Source organism: Bacteroides bouchesdurhonensis (assembly GCF_900155865.1).
GTDB lineage: Bacteria > Bacteroidota > Bacteroidia > Bacteroidales > Bacteroidaceae > Bacteroides > Bacteroides bouchesdurhonensis.
Genome location: NZ_LT707006.1, coordinates 1536479 through 1560227, shown reverse-complemented (window position 1 = coordinate 1560227; position 23749 = coordinate 1536479). Strand labels below are relative to the sequence as shown.

Sequence of the window (23749 nt, the reverse complement as noted above, 5' to 3'; positions counted from 1 at the left end):
AGTTTTAGCGGCTTTTCACTATCGGAGTTAAACCAAGAGTTAAACCGGAAATCAATATGGCTACAACGGTTAATGTATTGTGTTACAAGTCAAAAACTCTTAGTAATGGTGAACATCCGCTTATGATTTGTGTCTGCATGGATGGTAAACGAAAGTACAAAAGTTTAGGTGTGTCCATAAGAGCGGAGCATTGGAACTTTGAAAAGAACATTCCAAAATCGAATTGTCCTAATAAAGAGTATATTAACATACTCATAGCTAACAAGAAAAAAGAATACGAAACGGAAATAGTTAAACTGAAATCAGAAGATAAGTTATTTACAGCCAATACCTTGAATGAGCAAGTTTCTAATTCAGTTAAACCGAAAACGGTAGAAGAAGCATTTAATGAGTATCTCCGACTTCTTCAAGAAGAAAACAGACGTGGATATATGCTTTCCGTTAAACAAGTGTACAATTCACTCACAAGTACGATTTAAACACCTGACGCCCAACGGTGCAAGAATAATACTACCAAGTTTCAATTCTATCAAGTACGATTTAAACGAGGATATGCAGACAGAAACAGAAGAAAATATCAAGTTTCAATTCTATCAAGTACGATTTAAACTTGATTGCGGAAAAGAAAATCCGTGCAGAAAAGACGTTTCAATTCTATCAAGTACGATTTAAACCACGTCGATGACGGTGAGCCGGCAATCGATTTCAGTTTCAATTCTATCAAGTACGATTTAAACCAGAGAGAGAACAGGAATTATCAGTGCCGTTGTTGAGTTTCAATTCTATCAAGTACGATTTAAACTGTTTTTAGCGGCTTGGCTATAATTCAGCATATTTGTTTCAATTCTATCAAGTACGATTTAAACATCCAGAAGGATTCTCTTGCCAAACCCTGAAAGAATACGGAAATATCAAAATTCTTAAATCCGTAAGAAGCACCAAAGCCATATACGATTTCAGGATCTTTCGAGTAACCGATAGGTACCATATCCAACTCTGAAATAACACCGTCACGATTTACATCACGATATTTAATGTCACCGGCTCCATATTCTCCAAATTGTACAGGAGAATTTCTCACTTCTTCATCATCTACAAACAAGCCTTCGGCTATATATCCATATTCTTGAGCAATCGGATTGCCGACCCGGCTTTTCCAAGGTGCTCCCGGATATTCTACTTCTTCATATTCCACATATTGATTGGCAGCATAAGTAAAATTACCACGTAACTGCAACCATGTATCATTCGTAAAATACTTATTATAATCCAAAGATAAATCGACACCATGAGATTTCGCCTTACCTAAATTTGCATTAGGAGTTTTCCATAATCCCATTGTATTCGGGATGTCAGCTCTCGACTGCAAGATGTGGTCACGACTTTCTTTATAATATTCAGCTGTAATATTCAAGGCATCCATAAATGTCATTTCAACAGCAAAGTTCATTTTCTTAGCCACTTCCCAGCCAATAGAGGGATCTGCATAACGATTAATAGCTATACCATCTTTCTTATAGGCACCTTCATTATACCCAAAGCTAGCCCCAGTTCCTCCATTATTCATATTAATTTCCGATAAATATAGAAAACGGGCGTTGGAGTCACCAATATTGTCATTACCTACCAAACCATAAGAAGCACGCAATTTCAACTTTTGCACATAAGGAAGAAGATTCTTAAAATACTTTTCATTCGAAACCATGTATGCCAAACCTGCTGACGGGAAAAAGCCCCATCTATGATCTTTATCAAAACGTTCCGAACCATTATAACCAAAGTTTCCTTCAACAAAATAACGACTATCATAAGCGTATGTGAAACGTCCCGATAAACCGACATTACGTTTCGGCAAAGAAGTCTGCAAAGAACTGGCATTCGGCTGATGATTGTTACGTAATTGCATAACCAACAATCCACCAACACCATGTTTGCCAAACTCGCGATCATAATTCACTGCCGCTTCCAAATAAGTGTTGGCCGTAATTGTCTTATCTCCTTCATTATAGTCCAGATATTCGGTACCGCCATTAGGATTAATAATATCGACAGCATATGTTTTATTCATATAATTATATTCGCTCAATGCATAGTAAAAAGGTTTATATTGGCGAGAAGTCGAATAATAAGACAAACGAGAGGTATTAAATAATGCGCGGACTTTCAATCCTTTAGTTACAAAGTCCAGATCCTGATTCAATTCAAACTGCGATTCCAATTTGGCACGTCCCGTTTCTTTGTATCCTTTTACCATTTCAGCATACGGATTAATATATTTTCCATCTCCCGAATTACCAAACATAATATGTTTCACATAAGCATGTTCTTCATCTTTCGGATAAGTAGCCGGAAACAATACCGGATTACTTTGCATTATTTTGTAATAAAGATCTGAACCACCACTTAAAGGACCATTGTAATCCTCAAATGCACCATTCATACGCACCATCAATTTAGTCGTCTTTGACAGTTTTATATTGATGTTCGACCTTACTGAATAATTGCGATTCTTAATATTATTATTGAAATTGTTTGCTTTATCAACATTCAATATACCATTATCCTGCATAAAAGAACCGGCTACATAATAATTCACCATACTACCACCGCCGCTAATATTCAGATTAACGCGTTGATTCATCGTATAGTCTTTCAACAGTTCATTACGCCAATCCGTTACAGGATAAATTACACTTGAATGTCCCGGTATAGTATTATCTATTTTGTCTTCCGAATACATCAACGCATGTAGCGGATCACGAGTTAAAATGGCCTCATTATGCAATTTCATATAAGTAATGGGATCAGCTAATTCCAACATTTTCGTAGGAGTAGAAATTGAGTTTTCTACCCGAAGATTCAATTTCATTGATCCGGTTTGTCCCTCTTTGGTTTTCACCAAAATAACACCATTTGCACCACGCGATCCATATAAAGCAGTAGCAGTAGCATCTTTCATGATAGAAAAGCTTTCAATATCATCCGGTTGCAGACGAGACAAGTCTTTCGTGTCTACTTCAATATTATCAATCAATATCAACGGAGATTTTGCATAACCAAAGGAAGTTACACCACGAATAAAGAAATTTGAGTCATCAACTCCCGGTTCACCGGTACGCTGATAGGCAATAACACCTGCGACACGTCCTGCCAAAGCATTTGTCAGATTACTGGTAGGAACTTTCAATTCCGCGGGTTTCAACGTTGAAATCGAACCGATAACGCTTTCCTTCTTTTGTGTGCCGAAGGCAACAATCTCAACTTCATCCAGCGATTTGGTATCTTCCAGAAGGATAGCATTCAATGTTTCTCCTTTCACTTTCTTTTCAAGTGTGGCAAAGCCTATAAAAGAAAATTCAATCACTGCATCTTCTGTTACATCGGAAAGTTTATAGTTACCATTCAAATCACTAATAGTACCTGTATTCTGTCCTTTAAGTCTGATATTAACACCGGGAATTGGAACACCCTCCGCATCCATAACCTGCCCCTGAACGGTTATGGACTTTGTTGTACTTGCATTTTGTCCGTAAATGTTTGTTGTCATAATAGATGCTATCAATAGCACCACAAGCATCAGAATTGATTTCTTAGGAAAAGCTGACATACTTTGCAGCCAACTTATCCAAGACATCCTCCTAACATGGAAAATGTGTCTTTCTTGCATAACTTTAAATTTAATATTAGATAATAATAGTAATTGTTTTCTCTTATATGATAATATACCTATTGAAAACCTACATCGTGTTGTATCCTCGACAAATATAGAAGGAAGAAAGAGTATAAGATATGCCGAATCTCGCCAATTCTATATGAAAATAAACTAATAATACGGAAAAATACACTTTTGGCGAAATTGAATACATCTGTTTTTGCAAAGATCAAACGATTCATTTATATATTTGTGAAGTTTATATTTTAAGCAACACGCAAAATGAAAAAGGCTATCATATATATAATCTATATTTTTTGTTCAATAACTACTTATGCATATAATCTCAGGCAAATCAGCAGTAGAGACGGACTATCCAACAGCTCTGTAACCTGTCTGTTTCAGGATGATAAACGCTTTCTGTGGATAGGAACCTATGACGGACTAAATATGTATAATAGCCGCAAAATACATATTTATAAACCTGATATTAAGAACCAGAATACTCTTTCTAGCAATATCATAAAAGACATTATAGAAACTGATAGTATTTATCTCTGGATTAATACCAAATGGGGACTCAACAAGCTTTCCCAACTAACCAACAAGATTGAAGAAACATACGATGAATTCGGCGAAAATTCTCATATGGCAAAAGACAGTCATGACAATTTCTACATTTCCGGTAAACCGGACGTTTTGTCTTTCTACTCCAAAACACAAAAGAAATTTATCAATCTGCCTACTCATCCCGGAATGGTACATGACAATGTTTCTAACCTTATTATCGATTCACATGACACGATCTGGATTCATAATCAAGGAAAATTGGAGAAATATACCCTATCTTTCAATCAGAAAGAAGTACCTCAGCTCATCCGGCACAAGGACTTTAATTATCCTTATTCTATCCGTACTTCATTTTATAGTGAAGAAAAAATTATCATTGTTGATAACAGAGGTAACATTTCTTATATTGACTCCACCGGAACTCACTTCATAACGAATCCAGGCACATTAATCAATGAAAACGGGAAAATAGGTTCTATTATATTTGATAATAAAGACCTTCTGATAGGATTCAAAACAAATGGTCTGATACGTCTCGACGCTTCACGTAATTACAAAGTAGAATGGATGGAAATTGATTGCGGCGTATTCTCCTTATACAAAGATACCCAGCAGGATATTGTATGGATTGGAACTGACGGGCAAGGGGTATATGCCTGGACTAAAGATGAATACACTTATAACAATATCACTCTTAACCAGTTACCTGTTTCCAAAAAACGTCCGATTCGTGCTATCTATACTGATTCGCAAAATACATTATGGTTGGGTACTAAGGAAAACGGTATTATCAAGATTAAAGACTATGATCAAACTGCAATTAACTATTCAGCAACTAATGTCAAGCACCTCACAACTAAAGATGGATTAACCAATAATGCAATATTCGCCTTTACTCCCGGAAGTTCCTCACCAATCTTATGGATCGGTTCCGACGGTCCCGAACTAAATTATTATTCCTACAAAGATGACAGAATACACACAATAAAAAATCCCACACGTATAAAAATCGCGGGAGTACACTCCATCCTTGAAAAGGGAGACTCTCTGCTATGGGTGGGATCAGGAAGTAGTTTGTTAAAAATTGCCATACAGTCTCACAATAATGATGTTAGCATAAAAAACATCCGTCCTTATAATTTCCATATCCCTAATAAGGTGCAATACAACCAGATATATTCCATATGTGCCGAGAATGATTCAATCCTATGGATAGGTATGCGTGGTAATGGTTTGATCAGGCTGAACACAATTACAGAAAACTACCGCCTCATCAATTTTACCGAAAAAAACGGAATTGTTCCTATGAACGATATTCTATGTATCCATCAAGATAGAAACCACCAATTCTGGCTAGGTACCAGTTATGGACTGACAAAGATTACTATACTACCCGATGGAGAAATCGAATATAAAAATTATAGTGAAAATGAAGGGCTGCCTAATAATACCATACATGGAATTTTAGAGGATGATTTAGGCAATTTATGGCTTAGCAGCAATACCGGTATTATTCTTTTTAATCCATACCAAAACACCTTTCAGAATTTAAATCATAAAACAGGACTGAAAACAATTGAATTTAGCGATAATGCTTATTATTGGGATCCTACTAAAAAAAGATGCTTTTTCGGGGGAGTAGACGGACTTGTTTGGATTAAAAACAATCCTAAAGAGAAAAAAAGATTCTTACCGGAGATTTATTTTACTCAACTACGAATATTCAATCAGGAATATAACATTTCCGAATTTCTTGAGGAGAGAAAAGATGAAAAAACAATTGTTCTTAATCACCATCAAAACTTCTTTGCCGTATCATTTGTGGCAGTCGATTATATTAATGGAGAAAACAGCCAATATTCATATAAGCTAGAGAACTTCAATAATGTATGGATGGATACCCGGTCACATGAAGCACAATTTACTAATATCCCTCCCGGACACTATATTCTAAAAGTAAAATACAATGATGGAATTAACAATAGCCATCAACTAGCCAAAAGTATCCATATCTTTGTACGTCCTCCCTGGTATCAAACAATCTATGCTTATATTTTTTATTCATTGATCATTATCGGCTGTATTTTAGGTATGATCCGATATATCAGGTGGAAATATGAACAACGAAAAAATAAGATCACCCAAAAACTTGATGCCAAATATAAGGAAGAGATGTATGAAGAAAAACTACGTTTCTTTACCAATATCACTCATGAGTTTTGTACCCCATTAACCCTAATTTATGGTCCATGCGAACGAATTCTGAACTATGAGCACACTGATTCATTCATCAATAAATACATTCAGATTATAAAGTCAAACTCTGAACGACTAAATAGCCTTATCCAGGAAGTGATTGATTTCCGACGTATGGAAACAGGTAATCAGATATGCCATATTCAGAAATTAGACATAAGTGTACTTTCTAACGAAATTATCGATTCATTCAGCGAGTTAGCGGAACAAAACAATATTTTTCTTCAAACAGAAGTTGAACGCGAGCTGATTTGGAATAGTGACAATAATTGTTTTAGTAAAGTATTAAACAATCTGATTTCCAATGCTTTTAAATATACACCTAAAAAAGGGGTAATTCGCATCTCTGTAAGGCAAATCGATTCAAATCTGCAAATCAAAGTATATAATACAGGAAAAGGTATTTGTCAAGAAAGCATTCCTCTTATATTTAACCGGTATATTGTACTCGATAACATTAAAGAAAACAGTATCAAAGGACTTTCATCACGAAATGGCCTTGGACTGGCTATTTGTCAAAGTATGGTGAAGCTATTACAAGGAGAAATTCAGATTGAAAGTGAAGTGGACAAATATGCGGAATTTATTGTAACATTACCTCTACTTGAAATAAGTCTTTCTACTTCTGAAAAGGAAGAAGAAAAAAATAACATTCAAGTTGGTCAAATACAACCTTATTCATTAAAAAAGTCAGAGCAACCAATGTCTCTTTCCGAAGGCAATAAGTCTTCTTCAACCTCAGCCACTATTTTAGCTATTGAAGACAATAAAGAATTATTGTGGATGTTGAAAGACATTCTTTCTGATGAATATAGGGTATTAACAGCCGCAAATGGTGAAGAGGGACTAAACTTACTAAAACAACAAACTCCGGAGTTAATCATCACAGATATTATGATGCCCAAAGTGGACGGTATCACCTTAACCAGACTACTGAAAGGAAATAAACACACGCTACATATTCCTTTAATAATTTTGTCGGTCAAGAACACAACCGATGAAAAAATAGAAGGAATAGAGTGTGGTGCTGATGCTTATATCCCTAAACCATTCAATTCTCAATACCTGAAAACAGTAGTCCGCCATTTAATAAAAAAGCAAAAAGAAATGGAAGAATACTACAACTCATCCGCCAGCATCTTTGAGTTCAGTGGTGGACAATTAATTCAGAAAGAAGATAAGGAGTTTCTACAAAACGCTATTCAGATGATCGAAAAGAACATAGATGATGCTTCGTTTGGTCCGGATGAATTGGCAGCAGTTTTACAAACCAGTAGCCGAAATTTATATCGCAAATTCAAAGCTTTGGATCAGTTACCTCCGAAAGATTTTATTAAAGAACAGAGGATTAGCCACGCGGCCAAACTGTTGCTGACTACCCAATTAACCATTCAAGAGATTATGTATAAAACTGCTTTTCTCAATCGTTCGCATTTTTATAAGGAGTTTGCCAAAAGATATAACCAAACACCTAAAGAATACAGAGACAGCAATAAACAAAAAGATAATTCTTTAAATTAGAAGAATTTAGATTGGAGGCATATACTAAAACTTTGCTACTATTATAATAGTAGTAAATAATATTAAATTTTGAAGCAACCATTTGCTTTAATCACTTATTTTTCATTATTTTAAATTGTTAAAAAAAGAATTTAAAGAGACTTCGGCTCTTCGGTAACTACAGGCAAAAAAGCAAAAGAAATAAATGTCTACGTACCGAATATATCTATTGATAAACAGCAAACTTTCATCAATCAAAAAGAATTCACATTCGATACAGGTTCCGAGTTGGTATTGCTGGAGATTAAGATGAAAGAATAAGTAACAGCTATACAAGCAGGTATTTTTAATTAAACGCATATGGAAAGCAAACTACGATTCTTTAGTATTATTGGGGTGATTCTTTTTGTTTTTGCTTCATCGGTAACTGCGGCAAAAACATTTGATATCCGCAAATACGGCGCGAAAGGAGATGGAAAAACGTTGAACACAAATGCCATTAACAAGGCTATCCAAACGTGTTCGAAAAAAGGGGGTGGGGTCGTATTAATACCACAAGGTATTTACCTTACCGGAACGATTTTTTTGAAGAGCGATGTCTCTCTTTTGCTAAAAAAGGGGGCTGTGATCAAGGGGACTTCCGATTTATCAGCTTATTATCCTTTTATTGCTTCCCGTGAAATGGATCAGAATGATACAGCTGATCAGCACAATTGGAATCGGGCGTTGATCTTGGGAAAAGGAGTGAAGAATGTGCACATTACAGGAGCAGGAATTATTGACGGAGACCATGTCTTTGATCCGGAAGGAGAAGAAAAAATGCGTGGACCGCATACTATTTTACTTGGTGAGTCTCATGACTTCACCCTTTCTGGGATTACCATCAATAACTCGGCTAATTATGCTTTTATGGCCTATGACATAGAAAACGCAACTTTTCAGAATCTTACTTTTAATGAAGGTTGGGATGGAATTCACATTCGTGGAGGTAAAAATATTCTCATACGAAATAGTTTTTTCTACACAGGAGACGATGCTATAGCCGGAGGATATTGGAAAAATATGGTTATAACGGAGTGCCATATAAACTCCTCGTGTAACGGAATTCGTATGATTATGCCCGCAACAGGTTTGACGATAAGCCATTGTACGTTCACAGGTCCCGGCAAATATCCTCACCGGACTTCCAAGGAACGAAAAAGGAATAATATGCTTTCCGCCATATTATTGCAACCCGGAGGATGGGGAAAAGCCTCCGGAAGAATAGATGATATCCATATTCATGATGTTGAGATAAAAAAGGTAGCAACCCCGTTAATGATTGTTTTAAATGAAGAGAATGAAGCGGGGCGCATACTAGTAGAAAAAGTTAAAGCCTCAGCTATCGGCTGGTCTGCATCGTCTGTGGAAAGTTGGTGCGGGGGATATTTCGAAGAAGTAGTTTTCAGAGATATTTCCGTAGAATATATAGGTTGTGAGAACAAGGAATTGAAAGAAATGACAATTCAACGTCCCCATGTGGATTCACGCCAACTTCCTTGTTGGGGATGGTTTGCGAAAAATGTGAAGAAGTTGACTTTTCAAAACGTTGAATTAAAATATACGGGAAAAGAAGTTCGTCCTACATTTTATTTCGATAGTGTGAAGAATATTATATTTGATAAGGTCGCTTGTGAAAGAGTCAACGATACGGATGTTATCGTATCCACAGATTCCGGAAGCATAAAAGGAAAGATAAATCAATATGTACCATGAATGATATTAGATTGGTAGTTGGAGAATAGCATAAAGCACAACATCCTTAGTTCAGATACAAAAACCGGAAAAAGAGGAATAACATATTTATAATATGGCATATTTTATATTCTTCGAATATTCTACAACTAATATCCAATATGTCAAAGAAAGAATTTATCATAATCTCAACTAGCACAAAGAGATCAATTTTAACTGTATTACCAATACATTTTCCAAAACTATTAAAGAAATATAAAAAAGAGCTATTGTAAAGTGTAGCACATTGAGTAGTCGTATCTTTGCATATCAGCTATTAATGTATTACAATTCTTTACATGCATGAAGGATGCTATAATCTTATATCGTCTTTTAGATCAAAGATGTTACAACAGAATACGGAAGTAACCTATGAATGTGAAAATAGAAGAAAGTTGGCGTACACATCTCCAAGAAGAATTTGACAAACCATATTTTGAGAAGTTGGTAACATTTATCAGGAGTGAATATGGACGAACACAAGTTCTTCCACCCGGGCATCAGATATTCCATGTATTCAACTCATGTCCTTTCGAGAAAGTAAAAGTTGTCATTCTCGGGCAAGATCCTTACCCTAATCCCGGACAATATTATGGAATTTGTTTTTCTGTGCCTGATGGAGTGGCAATCCCCGGATCATTAATTAATATTTTTAGAGAAATACAACAGGATTTGGGAAAACCAATACCCACTTCCGGAAATTTGAATCGTTGGGTAGAACAAGGAGTATTTCCAATGAATTCTGTCCTCACCGTACGAGCTTATGCAACAGGTTCACATCGGAATATGGGTTGGGAAACATTTACAGATGCAGTCATTAAAAAGTTAAGTGATGAACGGGAACATTTAGTATTCATGTTATGGGGAAGTTATGCAAAAGAAAAAATTGCTTTAATAGACACCAATAAACATCTTGTCTTAACAGCAGCACATCCATCTCCCCGGTCTGCCGAATATGGCTTTTTAGGATGCAAGCATTTCAGTAAAGCCAATACTTTCTTACAAAGTAAAGGAATCAAAGAAATTGATTGGTAAGTAGTATTGTTGTGGATCAAACGGAATTTCACGAAAACTACTATGAAGTAATTTGTGAAATTCCGTTTCAGGATATAGCAACTATCGTTTTATAGGCAATTGAATTTCAGTCAGCCATTCATCCACAGATTCTTTATTCCAGATACCATCTATATAACAAAAACGAGGTTGTTCGCTTACTTCGTAACCTTTTGCTTCGGCATAAGCATATAACTCAGCAAAAGTTTCCGGCATTTTCTCGTATGCTCCATAATGATTGACACAAAGAGCAACAGGTACTTCAGGAAGTTCTTTGAACTTAATCAAATCTGAATCCTTACCACGTTCTGCTACTGCCTCAAAATACTCAATGTCAATATCCACACCATATTCTTCATTATATTCCACCGTAAAACAATATTCAGGTGGAGGACACTGACAACCTAAACGTTGCATCTCCGGTCCGATAATATTCGGACAAAGATTAAACAATTCCTGATAAGAATCTATCTTACGGCGATGTGTAGCAAATATTCTTGCCGGAAGCGATTTTTCAACTACTTTTTTCATAATTTGATCTTGTTTATGGAGCATATTTTCAAGCTTTAAGAGTTCAGTCTGCCGCCATTTCAAATGTTCTATCTCCTGTTTACAACTTTCGACCTTTCTCCCTAATTGATCAGGATTAGGATAATACTTACCATCCTCAAACAATTCACCTATCTCTTCAAGACTAAACCCTAATTGCTTTAAATAAACAATCCGGTTCATTCTTCGAAGTTGGCTGATATCGTAATAGCGATAGCCAGTCCACTCATCCACCTCGACAGGTGCCAATAAACCTACCTCTTCATAATAACGAAGTGTCTTGACCGTCACCTGACTAAGCTTGGAAAATTCTCCGATTTTAAACTTAATTTTATTCTTCATAAACTTCTGCGCAGTTGGTTTATGCCACAAAGATAAGACCTCCCCTAAGGTACGAGTCAAGAGATTAACATAAAATCCAAATAAAAATAATACCTTTGACGCAAAATTAACTTATACAACTCAAGATGTTGTAATAACAAAGGCTTTAAATGTATATAAACACTACTTTAGCAATCAGACCAAACCCAATGGAGCGAATTTCAAGAAATAGATGGAGCAAAATGGTTATTTGTACTTGGCTACTATTTTTTTGCTTTCTGAACTCCGTGCAAGCACAGTCTCGTGAAAACGTGAAAAAATCAACAGATGCTTTAATGTTCGCAACTCCGGCAGCCGGTTTAATAACCACCCTTATTATGAAAGACTATAAAGGTACCAAACAATTGGTTTTAGGAGGTGCAACCAGTTTGGCAACCTCTTACCTTTTAAAATACAGCATAAAGAAACAGCGTCCCGATGGCAGTGACAATCATGCATTCCCATCCAACCATACAGCCATGTCATTTCAGGGAGCTTCTTTTATCCAACGCAGATATGGATGGAAATACGGAATTCCTGCTTATCTTGTATCCGGATATGTAGCATGGGGACGTGTATATGCAAAAAGACATGACTGCTGGGATATACTTGCCGGAGCTGCCATAGGTGTCGGAAGTAGTTACATATTCACTCGTCCGTTCGCCAAGAAACATAATCTGACGATATCTCCGGCAGTTTTTGGTAATGAGCATTGGGGAATATATGCTTCTTTGAATTTTTAAACATTCAGATATTCTCGCATGTCCATATTACTGTCTCTCATATTGGTCATTGCCGGAAAAGCAAGCAGTTTTGATATGCCTTTAAATAACCATATTCATTTTCACACGTAAATCTTTTCGTTTTCACATATGAAAACGAAAGGGATGGCATGTGAGAACGAAAGAGTTCACACGCGCAAACGAATTAATTTTAAGCGTAACAATGATAAACCACCATTTCGTCTAAAATCGAACCTTTTTATCCGAACAATTATTTCATTAGACTTCAGATCTTATATTTCTCCATTGACTCCTAAACCAAACAGAGCGAAGTCTCCCAAACATGGATCATTAGGGAAGACTTCTGCCAATGCAGCAGTGATATTGCGTGCATTCTTTAACGAAAAAGTATCAGTATCCGTCAGTTTGAAAAAAAAGGCAACACGACAGACATGTGTATCCAAAGGTACAATCAAATCTCCCTGGTCAAAGCTCTCCCAAATGCCTAAATCAACTTCTGAATCTCGTCGAATCATCCAACGCAAAAACATGTTCAACTTCTTCTGCGGACTTTTTGAAGACACTTCAAGAAATGAACACAACCTCTCCATAGGGATTCCGGTATATCTGTTCAAAGCATCCTCCAAACTTTCATATTCCGAATACGACTTATATAATCGCTGAAAATATCCATGAAAGTCAGCATAGGACAACATTCTATAAAAGCTACGGGTCACCTCCACAGGAAAATCCTTTTCCCACTGTCGGGACATCACATATCGATACGGTGAATCCCCCATCAAATCATGTAATTCATTTGCTTTTTTCAATATCTGTTTACGATTACCAAAACTCATAATAGCCGTTAGTAAACCACTGATCTCAATATCTTGTTTCATTGTATAACGGCGTGGAAATTGTACCGGATCACTCACTATAAATTCTGCACAGTGATATACATCCGCACACATCAGGAGTTTATTCTTTATATCTTCAGTCATTTTGAGACAATATCAATTATTGAAAGTACAAAAATAGATATTCTTCTCAGAAATGGTATGTCTTTGGCATCATACTTATCATAAAAGAAATAAACGACTACTATGCAACCACACTTGCTTCTATTATCCAAACTGATGAAATTATCTTCTAAATGCCTGATTAATAGATAAAAATATTTTGGGCTACTGTTGTGGCTTGAGAAAAACGTTGAAATGCGAATGCAAAAAAAGACTTTTTCCATATACATTAAAGAAATTTACATTATATTTGCAACGTCTAGCTAGCCCGGTGGGGTTTAGTGGGATTTTGATTTTTTTTAAAAGGCGTTTACCAAACGATATCTTTCAAGCTCAAATCTCGCAAAGTTTTGAAACCTTCAAGATGATATGGCAACGGGAGCGTCCACTAAAGATGTAGTGTCTAAACATTGCACACTGTGCAGTGTTATGTATATCATCTTGGCGTGGGCTAGCTGCGTTGCTTATCCTTGAAGGTGGGCAATGCGAGAGCCTGAGCTTGGGATAAGCAAAAGTACAGACTCCCACGTCTTTTTTTATGTATTGCCGAATCCGGGGAGACTATAAGCTCTGAACACACTTCAAAACAGTCTACAAAAGGGTGGACTTTAAACCCCGGAAAAGATGAAAAGCAACGGTTTACTCACAGTAATTGCATGCTGCGTTTGTGCTTTGGCTATGTTTATGACTTCTTGCACGAAAAAGGTATATGTACCTGCCCAAAACACAACTGTTTCTGCTCCCATTACCCCCAAACTACCCAATGGCGAAGTAGAGCTCACCACATTCTGCATTGATGACGCTTACGACAAACCTGGTGAATATATGGCAGGCCTTGGCATTGCTGAAGACCGTCCGGACCGTGCTAGAGCCATCACCGATGCCAACCGCATAGCTATCGCCGACATTGCCTCCCGCTACGTGGGCATGATAAAGAATGCAATAGAAGATTATAGTAAGGACACCAATGTACCTGCCGGTAAGAAAATGTATGAAAGTTCTTTGGAAGGCGGTGCCAAGGCCATAGGTACTAAAGTAATAGACAAATATGCCAATGCCGTATGCCGCAAGTTCACGCAAAGTGCCACCGGCGGATATGTGGGCTATGTAGCAGTGCATATATTGCTGGAAGATGCCAAGAAAGGACTTGCCGAAGAGTTGGAAATCCGCAAAGTGGACTACGACAAGAAAAAATTCTTCGAGAAAATAGATCAGGAGCTGGCTACCAGTGCGGCCAAGCAAAAGGAAGAAATGGACGCAATAAAATGATGGGATACAGACACCTCCCGCACGTACAAATACCTATTATTACAGAGTGTTTCAAGGAACGGGATTGACGGAGAAAGAAACCGACGGAATTTTTTCGCCATGCCATCATGGAGAGTGCTTTCACCAAAAGTAATCGCTCATCAACCGATCCGGCTTTCAGGTCTATATAGTGCGTCAAGGAGCCAATGATGTACACATTTCCCACCTTTAAATCATCTAATTGTACAACAAACAAAAAAGAATAATGAAAAAACTTATATTACTCACGACACTCATGCTTGTCGGCATGAATGTTTTTCCCCAAGCTGTAACAGAACTTCGTCCATTTTGGGCAAAGCAAGTGCCCCACATACCTACAGGAGCCAATTACTTTGTGAACTGGGGTGTAGGCGAAGGCCGTACAGAGTCGGAAGCTATCAACATGGCTTGGGCAGATGCCCTGCAAAAATCCCTACATGAACTAGGCCTAGTAGGCATCACGGCACAGGACATCAATGTCGTGGCAACAAACGGTATCAATGCCGTAGTAAAGTTCAACCGCATGAAGAGACGAATCGTAACCTCTACAGAACCCATCGCTTTGTCCGCCAACCGAGTGAAGATATACATCCTGATACAAGTACAACGCAATGTGAACGGCATAGATGACTTCTACTCACTGAATACCGCAAATTTCAAAGATAAATCATTCGACAAAAAGATGAAAGACTATAACGCTCAGCTCACCGGACGTTATCCTTTTTCAACCCGCGTCTTCGTGCCCGGCATGGCACAATTGCACAAAGGCAGTACGGGAAAGGGACTTTTCTTCATCATAAGTGAAGCCGCTTGTGTGGGCGGTATCGTGGCAATGGAGTGCATGCGCGCTTCCTACGATTCCAAGATAAAATCCACACACGATGCCGAAAGCATCCGCAACTACGCCGACAAGCGCGATAACTGTGCCAATGTACGTAACGGATTCATTGCCGGGGCCGCCGTACTCTACGTATGGAATGTGATAGACGGTATCGCTGCCAAAGGCAAGAAGAAAGGAATTGCCCTAGGGAATGCCCAACTCCGGATGGCTCCTTACGCGACTCCCCAAAACGGAGGAATTGCCTTGGCAATCTGTTTCTAAACCAAGTTTACATCTAAAACTGAAGCCATGAGAAGAATATTGTATCTGCTGGTAGTGTTACTCCCCGCTTGGAACGACATATGCGGGCAGGATGATTTTGAACGATATGTCCATGAACAAGAAGCAGCGTTCAAGACCTATTCAGACAAAGAGGAAACCGACTTCAAAGCTTATTCCGATTCTGTCAATCAGGAATTCGGACGCTACTTGGCGGAAGTGTGGCCGGACTGTCCCCTGATGAAACCCGAACAGCCCATCAAGCATCCCATTCCCCCTGAAACTTTCGACCCGTCCAAGCGACACCCTACCCCCGGTGAAACAGCCGGTAAAAGGAGAAATCGAACTTCCCATGGCTCCTCTGCCACTACCAGCAAACATTAAGAAGCCTCCTATACTGCAAAGTCCTTTCCAGCACAATAAAGGGATGGAAGTAGAAACATCTTTTTTCGGGACTACCATCACATTGCCTAAGATTACAGCAAGCTTTCCTCGCCTGGCCGGTGCAGATGAACCGCACGTTGCCTCTTACTGGAAAGCACTCTCTGTCATGCCCTACGAAGTGTGGACCACCCACATCGAAAAACTGAAATCACTATTAAGACTGAATGACTGGGGATTATATCTGCTCATCGGTGACGTTTTCAAGGCTTACTGCCCGCAAGGCAGTGAAAACGAACAGGTCGTATTCTCTGTATTTACTCTCAACCAATTGGGCTGCAAAGCTAAAACCGGACGGACGGGACAAGAGTTGCTTCCTTTGATAGCCTTTAATTGTGAGGCATACAATGCCCTTTATTTTACCTTCCCAACCGAACAGGGCATCCGCTATTCAGTCATTGACCGGAAGCACCGTTCTCTTTCATCGGTAAAATGCTACACGCTGAACCATGCCATTGCCCGCCGACCGGCAGATGTATCCCTACCGGAATCTCCACACTTAGCTGCCAACGTACACACTAAGATGCTGAACGACCGGCGGAGAGATTACTGCCTGGCGTATAATAAAAATTTAGTGGACTTTTATGCCACATTGCCTTGTGTCAGCTTTGCAGTCTACGGACATGCTGCCTTGGATCCCGTATTTCTTGAAAGCGTGGAAAAGCAACTCGCTTCCTCCCTACAGGGAATGACGCAGGAAGCCGCCATCAATCATCTATTGCACTTTGTGCAATATGCGTTTCAGTACAAAACGGATGATGAACAATTCGGCTGCGAAAAATGGTTCTTTGCCGAAGAGACTATCGCTTCGTCATACTCCGATTGTGAAGACCGTTCCATCTTGTTTGCCCAACTGGTACGCCATCTGCTGAAGATGCCGGTAGTACTTGTCTATTATCCGGGCAGGCATCTGGCAACAGCTATCCGTTTCAGCAATCCCGAAACAACGGGCGACTATGTCACCGTAGACGGCACAAAGTATCTGCTCTGCGACCCCACGTACATCGGTGCCGATCTGGGAATGGGAATGCCACAACTGATAGGAATGCCGATAGAGATTATCAAACTAAAATAACAAACAACTATTATATTATTCTAAAATAGTAATATCAATTAAAATAAAATTATGATGAACAAATTAATTGTAATGACAGGAATAATGTTCCTCTTGTTAGCTGCAGGAGCATGTACCAGCAGTGAAGAAAAGACAACCGGCTCCATCTATGGAAAAGTGACCAACAGCAAAAACGGCGAAGTGATACAAGGAGTGACTATTACATTGACGCCCGGCGGACTGGCACGTACCACGGGAAGTGACGGCACATACGAATTCCCTGACCTCGAAGCACAACAGTATCAAGTACAAGCACAGAAAACAGGATACACAACGAATAGCAAGTCAGTGAATGTGTTAGTAGGACAAGCTGCCTCCGGAGACATACGACTTACACCCGAAGAAAAAGATGCGAAGATTACAATAACCCCCTCCTCGCTGAATTTTGGAACTACGCAAGAAGAGATGTCCGTCACCATCACCAACAACGGAAACACAGAAACGGAATGGTCACTGGAATTGGGCAGTAACAGCTGGTTGTCTGCCAACCCAAAAGCCGGACGAATAGGCAGCAACAAGACACAGAGTATCGTCTTTTCTGTCAATCGCGACAAGCTGGGAGAATCGAAGTCCGTAGTGGTAAACCTCTCTGCTTTCGGCAATTCATTCCCCATCTCTATCTCATGCTCACCCAAAGACGACAAAAAGTCCAAAATGAGCGTATCTCCTACTACACTGGACTTCGGCGATACTGCGCAAGAGCAAACATTGGAGATAAAGAACACGGGCGAGGCAAACCTTGACTGGAAAATTAAAAGCATCACTTCAGACTGCATCACCGTCTCCGAAAGCGAAGGTACAATATCCCCTGCCGGCAACAAAGTGGTACAGGTGAAGCTAGACAGAAGCAAGATGAACAATGACTTGAACACCTCCTTCATTATTTCGGACGGCACGAAAGAAGAAGCCATCACGTTAAAAGCAGTCAAGGCAAAAGCTGTACTCTCCCTCTCTCCGAAAACCCTGGACTTTGGCGAAGAGCAGACTGCATTGGTACTGAACGTCGGCAACACGGGAAATGCGGAACTGAATTGGAGCATTACAAATGTGTCTGATGAATGCCTCTCCGTTTCCACAACTTCCGGCAAAGTGCCTGCACAAGCTTCTTCGGAAGTAACGGTAAAATTGAACCGCTCTATCGTGCCACAAACGCTGAATGCCACTATTACAATTTCTGATGGTACACAAGAAGAAAAAATAACAGTAACCGCCCTGAAAGGCAGTGCCACAGCCGGTATAGTCATTCCCGAAGGCATGTACGTCTACTATAAGTTCGATGACGACTTCAACGATGCCACCGAGAACGCCGTCCACGGCTTCGGTTCCAACTCCCCTACGTTTGTGGAGGGTGTTACGGCAGGTTCAAAGGCCGTAAAGTTCAACCGTACCAACAACAGCTCCTTCGTGGTAGCCAAGCCTATTATCGACTCTCGTGAGATGACTATCAGCTTCTGGGGCAAAGGTTTCGGCGACGGCAACATCTTCTATATGGTTTCCTCTCATCAAAACGCCCCGATGTTCACACTCAGCATGAAGGCAGATGCCTTGAAGTTCGTCGTCACGCGTTACAATAACGGCTACCAATATGCAAAGACCGGTACATTCACGCACCCAACACTTACGGACGGCAAGTGGCATCACGTGGCACTGACTTCGGACTTCAACAAAACAACGTATGCCACTATTACGACCAATCTCTATGTGGACGGCCAACTCGTGGATACCGTGACAGAAGATGCCAATCCATTCGGCGAAGCCGAAACGTCAAACAACAGTTATGGTTCAGGAACCAAGTTTATACTGGGTGGTAGTGTAAAACTGTCTAATAGTAATACTTTGAATGGAACAAATATGATTGTAGACAACTTTCGTGTCTACGACACCCGCCTTCTTTCGGTGACTGAAATAAAAAACATATATGATGCCAAACAATAACCGATGTTATAGACTAACATGATTATCCTTTAGATTTACACGGTCTTAGTTACTTGGAATCATCTTACCTTTATAGTTAGAATAATTTCGTAGTTAGTCTTTTTCTTATTGAATAGCGAAATATCCGAAAAAGAGATTCTATTTCCTAAGAATAAATATGAATGCTGGCAAAAAGTACAAAAATCTATTTTTTTCTTTTTGCCAGCATATTTTGTTACCGTATGTAAGGAGAAAGAACAGAAGAAAATAGAACTAAAAGAAACATTTCAGCAACATTGGAAAAGTCCTTTCTTTTTTTTACCTGTATTTTTGCAAAGTGAAATAACAATAAAACTATGCAACCAAAGAAAACAACGAAAGAAGAGTACCAGAGATGTGTAAACGTAGTAGTGGAATACATTAACCAACATTTAGGAGAAGAGATTGATTTGAAATCGCTGGCCAGGATATCAAATTTTTCACCTTTCTACTTTCACCGAATCATGAAAGCTTTCCTCGGTGAGCCTATCGGCACATTTATTGTTCGGACGCGAACAGAAACAGCTGCCCGTCTACTCCGTTACTCAGATATCCCGATTGCAGATATTGCTTATCGCATCGGATATTCATCCCCTTCTTCATTGTCGAAAGTGTTTAAACAATTTTATGGTATTTCACCTTTAGAATATAGAAACAATAAAAATTTTGTAATTATGAAACCAGCGATTATCAGACCTGATCTCGAACTGAAAAAGGAAATCAGAAATATCCCTGAACGAAATGTTGTTTATATCCGTTTGTCAGGAGACTACAAACTTAACGACTATGGAGGTACTTGGGAAAGATTGTGCCAGTTCATTTTTGAACAAAAACTACCGATGGGAGAAGCCGCTCCTCTTTGTATTTATCACGATGACCCCAAAGTGACGCCAGTAGAAAAATTACGTACCGACGTATGTATGGTGATACCCGAGAAAGTTGTTCCCAAAGGAGATATCGGATTCAAGCAAATTCCTGCCGGTCGCTATGCAACGTTTATCTATAAAGGATCTTATGAGTACCTGCAAGCTGTATACGATACCATTTATGGAAAATATCTACCGGAAATGGAGTGTACAATACGTGATGAGGCAAGTGCGGAACGATATTTGAACGACCCATGCTGTACTGCTCCTGAAGATTTACTGACTGAAATTTATATTCCAGTAGAATAGAAGAATAAATTGCAGAAATCTGTCATTATCATCAAAGCCATTTTAACGAGTGTGCTCTAAACATTCACATAATAACTCGTAAAATGCCATCTTTCCAAAAGACAGTACTATAATAAAATAAGGTTGTCAAAGTGCTGACACAACCTTGTTTTATGCACAAAGCCCAGGCTTTCTCAAGCTCGGGCTTTGTTATTACCCAAAGTTCTTGTAACTTTAGGTTTAAAGTTTTTCGTTATGGCAAAAATAAAAGAAAGCCAATACAAAAACCTTGATCAAATTAAAGAAAACAACTAAATGACAGAAAGTCCATATTCATAGGCATCCATCATAGAACTATACTCTTCATCAGAATATTTTCCCTTATCTCTGGCTTTCTGCATATCCTTCATAAAGGATTCTACAGTAGACAGAAAATCCTGATAAGTTTTCATCTCTTTATCATAGCCAGCAACACTCGGAAGTTTTTTAGCAGCTTCTAGCTGTTTCCTCAACTCTGCCATTTTTAAGTCAATTCGAGCACCATCCATTAGGTGTTTACGACTATATAAGTTCAGAATACTTTGTACTGTAGAGGACATCTTTCGCATAGCCATTACCTGATCTTTCAACGGTTCGTCAGCCAACAGCTCTTTCTCTGATTGTTCCACAAAAGGAGCCAATGTATCAAAAATCAATTGTTTATATTCGGACAATTCTATACTTAACCGATAATTCTCATCCAAAAGTTGGCTGGTTTTTGCTGTATCCTTTGCTTTTTTGTAAGTCAAGAACTTATTAAAATTCTCATAAAATTGATTTCGTACCCCAAACAGTCCACTATAAGTTTGCTCCAAATGCTGACGGACTTCTTCACTAAAATAGTTTCCCGGATGCATCAACTCCGTAGTATCTTGTGCAGAAAGTTCCGGAGGGGCAATCGGAGAAACCTCGGGAACTTTACCAGTCTGCTCCATATAGCCAAGCACAGCATTGATATCCTTCGGGTTAGCTACATGTTTTAATACGCTAAGAGATGTATGATAGTAATTTATCACTTTACTTGCATTATCCAATTCTTCCGCATTCTTTGCAGCAGTAGCCTGTTTCTTGCTTCCTCCCGAACAAGAAGCCAATAGTAAAACACCTAATAGTGTTCCAAAAAATAAAAAACTCTTTCTCATAATGTTTTCTTTACTAAATTGTAGATAGAATGATTCGTTTATAGCAAGCCATAGAAATAACTTACTTTTTACTATAACAATAGAAATTGATTTTTGCTGATTAATAATTTATAAAACACAAAATAAAAGTTCTATCTTTAAAAAAATGTCAATCATCTATTCTTGAACGATTAGTAAACAATGCCGGTTTCACAAATGTTATCGTCCATATATTCATTAAAAATAAAATCGATATGGAACAATCATTTCAAAAAGGAACAATACTCCATTTAACATCTCTCATCGAATATTCAGATGGAGGTATCATTAGCAAACAATTGATCAAAACTCCCTCGGGAAATATCACTCTGTTCTCTTTTGGCAAAGGAGAAGAATTAAGTGAACATCGGGCTCCATTCGATGCACTCATACAAATACTGGAAGGATCAGCGAACATCGTTATCAATGGAACACCTTTTATGGTAAAAGCAGGCGAAAGTATTATACTCCCGGCAAACATTCCGCATGCTGTAACAGCTATTGAAAGATTTAAAATGTTATTAACGATGATTAAGGAATAAGCAACTTCAATGGTATAAAAACAAAAAATGGCTACTCCTCACGAGCAACCAATCTTTTGTTAACCTTAAATCTAATACTTATGAAAAAAACACTGTACAAAGATACCAAATTCAAGGTAAACAGCAAATTACAAGGTCAGAATCGGCTATATTATAACATGGTTTAAAGTTCTCGACAGCGCATTAACATTCTACAGTTTTTAAATTAACAATTAACACATTCATTCACAATTCTACTTACATTCATTTATCACATTACTATTGATCATCTACAAATCACTTTGTTTCGACTTGTCATTAATATCATCCAAAACATTGTTACACTAGTTATGACCAGTTCTCACTCTTTTAAGGGCATAAAAAAAGGCTATCTATCCCAGACAGCCAATCTTTGTTAACCTTAAATCTAATACTATGAAAAACACATTGCAAAGATACGGGTTTCTGACTTATCTCCAAATTATTACGGAAAATCCTGATGTTTTATAACATGGTTTAATAGAATCGTAATCACATTAACAAAAAAATGGGTTATCATTAACATTTTGTAGTTTTCTTAAATAGATAAAGCTTCCAGACGAAAAGAGATGCTAAAGTTTGCGAACCAACTAATGAATCTTATTAAAGAGGGTTTACCAGACATAACAAATAATGGGACTATATGTTATTGATGAAAGGTAACCATCTAAAAATCATCATAATGAAAAGATTTGAAAATAAAGTAGCCATCATCACCGGAGCGGCCAGTGGTATTGGCGAAGCAACCACACGCAGGTTTGTATCAGAAGGTGGCAAAGTAGTTATTGCCGACCATTCTATAGAAAATGCAGATAAACTTGCTACCGAACTTACCCAGTCGGGAGCCGATGTACGCTCTATCTATTTTTCTGCCACAGAATTACATAGTTGCAAGCAATTGATTGAGTTTGCAAAAAAGGAATATGGGCAAATAGATATTTTAGTTAATAATGTGGGGGGAACCAATCCTAAACAAGACCTAAATATCGAAAAACTGGATATTGATTATTTCGACGAGGCTTTTCACTTGAATCTTTGTTGTACCATGTATCTCTCTCAACAAATTATCCCCATCATGACTGCTCATAATGGAGGAAACATTGTAAATATTGCTTCTGTCAGTGGAATTACAGCCGATACTAACGGAACGTTATATGGTGCCAGCAAAGCGGGAGTCATAAACCTAACCAAATATATCGCAACTCAAGTAGGAAAGAAAAATATTCGTTGCAATGCTGTGGCACCAGGATTAATTCTCACTCCTGCTGCTTTAAACAATCTAAATGAAGAGGTCAGAAATATCTTTCTGGGACAATGTGCCACTCCTTATCTGGGAGAACCCGAAGATATTGCAGCTACGATTGCTTTTTTAGCTTCAAACGATGCTCGTTACATCACAGGGCAAACGATTGTTGTAGACGGTGGATTGACAATCCATAATCCTACTGTCGAATTATCATAAAATAAATCTCTTTTTCTTTTGATGTT

General features: G+C 38.4%; 16 protein-coding genes, 1 pseudogene and 1 CRISPR repeat array. Of the genes and pseudogenes, 13 read left to right on the top strand and 4 right to left on the bottom strand.

Features of this window, described 5'->3' with window-relative positions:
• The first annotated feature begins 56 nt into the window (after positions 1-56).
• On the top strand, positions 57-479 hold the full coding sequence (locus tag CZ225_RS24960) for an Arm DNA-binding domain-containing protein (protein ID WP_416333505.1): 423 nt from the start codon (positions 57-59) through the stop codon (positions 477-479).
• 38 nt (positions 480-517) lie between these two features.
• Positions 518-866: direct repeats of the CRISPR family, unit length 29 nt; unit sequence GTTTCAATTCTATCAAGTACGATTTAAAC.
• A gap of 47 nt (positions 867-913) precedes the next feature.
• Here the strand turns inward: CZ225_RS24960 and CZ225_RS06230 are convergent.
• Positions 914-3547: pseudogene (locus CZ225_RS06230) on the bottom strand (SusC/RagA family TonB-linked outer membrane protein); the annotation flags it as partial.
• A gap of 387 nt (positions 3548-3934) precedes the next feature.
• On the opposite strand from CZ225_RS06230, the gene CZ225_RS06225 reads away from it, so the two are divergent.
• The 3 genes from CZ225_RS06225 to ung all read left to right on the top strand — a co-directional run bounded on the left by CZ225_RS06225 (position 3935) and on the right by ung (position 10786).
• Positions 3935-7999 carry a hybrid sensor histidine kinase/response regulator transcription factor gene (locus tag CZ225_RS06225; RefSeq protein ID WP_077153396.1) on the top strand — a complete coding sequence of 1355 codons (4065 nt, stop codon included), beginning with the start codon at positions 3935-3937 and terminating at the stop codon, positions 7997-7999.
• Between the two features lie 339 nt (positions 8000-8338).
• The gene (locus CZ225_RS06220) at positions 8339-9733 is read left to right on the top strand and encodes a glycoside hydrolase family 28 protein (RefSeq protein ID WP_077153395.1); all 1395 of its coding nucleotides are present in this window, start codon (positions 8339-8341) and stop codon (positions 9731-9733) included.
• A 390-nt stretch (positions 9734-10123) separates the two neighbouring features.
• Entirely contained in the window at positions 10124-10786 is a 663-nt protein-coding gene (gene ung, locus CZ225_RS06215; protein ID WP_077153394.1) for a uracil-DNA glycosylase, read from the top strand.
• Between the two features lie 81 nt (positions 10787-10867).
• Here the strand turns inward: ung and CZ225_RS06210 are convergent, their stop codons facing one another.
• Positions 10868-11695, bottom strand: coding sequence for a MerR family transcriptional regulator (locus CZ225_RS06210; RefSeq protein ID WP_077153393.1), 828 nt, complete (start codon positions 11693-11695; stop codon positions 10868-10870).
• Between the two features lie 188 nt (positions 11696-11883).
• On the opposite strand from CZ225_RS06210, the gene CZ225_RS06205 reads away from it, so the two are divergent.
• A complete protein-coding gene (locus CZ225_RS06205) occupies positions 11884-12456 on the top strand; it encodes a phosphatase PAP2 family protein (protein WP_077153392.1) in 573 nt (190 codons plus the stop codon).
• Between the two features lie 272 nt (positions 12457-12728).
• Here CZ225_RS06205 and CZ225_RS06200 read toward each other — a convergent pair whose 3' ends face one another.
• Positions 12729-13436, bottom strand: a complete 708-nt coding sequence (locus CZ225_RS06200) for a TIGR02757 family protein (RefSeq protein WP_077153391.1) — start codon at positions 13434-13436, stop codon at positions 12729-12731.
• A 642-nt stretch (positions 13437-14078) separates the two neighbouring features.
• Between CZ225_RS06200 and CZ225_RS06195 the strand changes: the two genes are divergently transcribed.
• The 6 genes from CZ225_RS06195 (at position 14079) to CZ225_RS06170 (ending at position 20523) form a co-directional block, all read left to right on the top strand.
• Positions 14079-14723 (top strand): hypothetical protein, encoded by a 645-nt coding sequence (locus CZ225_RS06195; RefSeq protein ID WP_077153390.1) that lies wholly within the window; start codon positions 14079-14081, stop codon positions 14721-14723.
• Positions 14724-14967: 244 nt separating this feature from the next.
• Complete coding sequence (locus CZ225_RS06190; RefSeq protein WP_077153389.1) at positions 14968-15843, top strand: hypothetical protein; 876 nt, start codon at positions 14968-14970, stop codon at positions 15841-15843.
• Positions 15844-15870: 27 nt separating this feature from the next.
• Positions 15871-16224, top strand: a complete 354-nt coding sequence (locus CZ225_RS24245) for a hypothetical protein (protein WP_234983009.1) — start codon at positions 15871-15873, stop codon at positions 16222-16224.
• The gene (locus CZ225_RS06185) at positions 16157-17356 is read left to right on the top strand and encodes a hypothetical protein (RefSeq protein ID WP_234983008.1); all 1200 of its coding nucleotides are present in this window, start codon (positions 16157-16159) and stop codon (positions 17354-17356) included. The genes CZ225_RS24245 and CZ225_RS06185 overlap by 68 nt, the downstream gene beginning before the upstream one ends.
• A gap of 51 nt (positions 17357-17407) precedes the next feature.
• A complete protein-coding gene (locus CZ225_RS06180) occupies positions 17408-19330 on the top strand; it encodes a BACON domain-containing protein (protein WP_234983007.1) in 1923 nt (640 codons plus the stop codon).
• Between the two features lie 335 nt (positions 19331-19665).
• Positions 19666-20523: an AraC family transcriptional regulator gene (locus tag CZ225_RS06170; RefSeq protein WP_077153387.1), complete on the top strand. Its 858-nt coding sequence runs from the start codon at positions 19666-19668 to the stop codon at positions 20521-20523.
• Between the two features lie 290 nt (positions 20524-20813).
• On the opposite strand, the gene CZ225_RS06165 is transcribed toward CZ225_RS06170, so the two are convergent.
• Positions 20814-21683 carry a DUF6845 domain-containing protein gene (locus tag CZ225_RS06165; RefSeq protein ID WP_077153386.1) on the bottom strand — a complete coding sequence of 290 codons (870 nt, stop codon included), beginning with the start codon at positions 21681-21683 and terminating at the stop codon, positions 20814-20816.
• Between the two features lie 233 nt (positions 21684-21916).
• Here CZ225_RS06165 and CZ225_RS06160 point away from each other — a divergent pair, with 233 nt between their 5' ends.
• Together CZ225_RS06160 and hdhA are read left to right on the top strand one after the other, a co-directional pair.
• Positions 21917-22243: a cupin domain-containing protein gene (locus CZ225_RS06160; protein WP_077153385.1), complete on the top strand. Its 327-nt coding sequence runs from the start codon at positions 21917-21919 to the stop codon at positions 22241-22243.
• A 700-nt stretch (positions 22244-22943) separates the two neighbouring features.
• Positions 22944-23723, top strand: coding sequence for a 7alpha-hydroxysteroid dehydrogenase (gene hdhA / locus CZ225_RS06155; protein ID WP_077153384.1), 780 nt, complete (start codon positions 22944-22946; stop codon positions 23721-23723).
• The last annotated feature ends 26 nt before the right edge of the window (positions 23724-23749 follow it).

Excerpts from the sequence above, each read along its gene's own strand:
- ung (WP_077153394.1), top strand. The coding sequence starts at position 10,124 with ATGAATGTGAAAATAGAAGAAAGTTGGCGTACACATCTCCAAGAAGAA.
- CZ225_RS06165 (WP_077153386.1), bottom strand. The coding sequence starts at position 21,683 with ATGAGAAAGAGTTTTTTATTTTTTGGAACACTATTAGGTGTTTTACTA.
- CZ225_RS24960 (WP_416333505.1), top strand. The coding sequence starts at position 57 with ATGGCTACAACGGTTAATGTATTGTGTTACAAGTCAAAAACTCTTAGT.
- CZ225_RS06170 (WP_077153387.1), top strand. The coding sequence starts at position 19,666 with ATGCAACCAAAGAAAACAACGAAAGAAGAGTACCAGAGATGTGTAAAC.
- CZ225_RS06195 (WP_077153390.1), top strand. The coding sequence starts at position 14,079 with ATGAAAAGCAACGGTTTACTCACAGTAATTGCATGCTGCGTTTGTGCT.
- CZ225_RS06205 (WP_077153392.1), top strand. The coding sequence starts at position 11,884 with ATGGAGCGAATTTCAAGAAATAGATGGAGCAAAATGGTTATTTGTACT.
- CZ225_RS06180 (WP_234983007.1), top strand. The coding sequence starts at position 17,408 with ATGATGAACAAATTAATTGTAATGACAGGAATAATGTTCCTCTTGTTA.
- CZ225_RS06210 (WP_077153393.1), bottom strand. The coding sequence starts at position 11,695 with ATGAAGAATAAAATTAAGTTTAAAATCGGAGAATTTTCCAAGCTTAGT.
- CZ225_RS06225 (WP_077153396.1), top strand. The coding sequence starts at position 3,935 with ATGAAAAAGGCTATCATATATATAATCTATATTTTTTGTTCAATAACT.
- CZ225_RS06190 (WP_077153389.1), top strand. The coding sequence starts at position 14,968 with ATGAAAAAACTTATATTACTCACGACACTCATGCTTGTCGGCATGAAT.
- CZ225_RS24245 (WP_234983009.1), top strand. The coding sequence starts at position 15,871 with ATGAGAAGAATATTGTATCTGCTGGTAGTGTTACTCCCCGCTTGGAAC.
- CZ225_RS06220 (WP_077153395.1), top strand. The coding sequence starts at position 8,339 with ATGGAAAGCAAACTACGATTCTTTAGTATTATTGGGGTGATTCTTTTT.
- hdhA (WP_077153384.1), top strand. The coding sequence starts at position 22,944 with ATGAAAAGATTTGAAAATAAAGTAGCCATCATCACCGGAGCGGCCAGT.
- CZ225_RS06200 (WP_077153391.1), bottom strand. The coding sequence starts at position 13,436 with ATGACTGAAGATATAAAGAATAAACTCCTGATGTGTGCGGATGTATAT.
- CZ225_RS06160 (WP_077153385.1), top strand. The coding sequence starts at position 21,917 with ATGGAACAATCATTTCAAAAAGGAACAATACTCCATTTAACATCTCTC.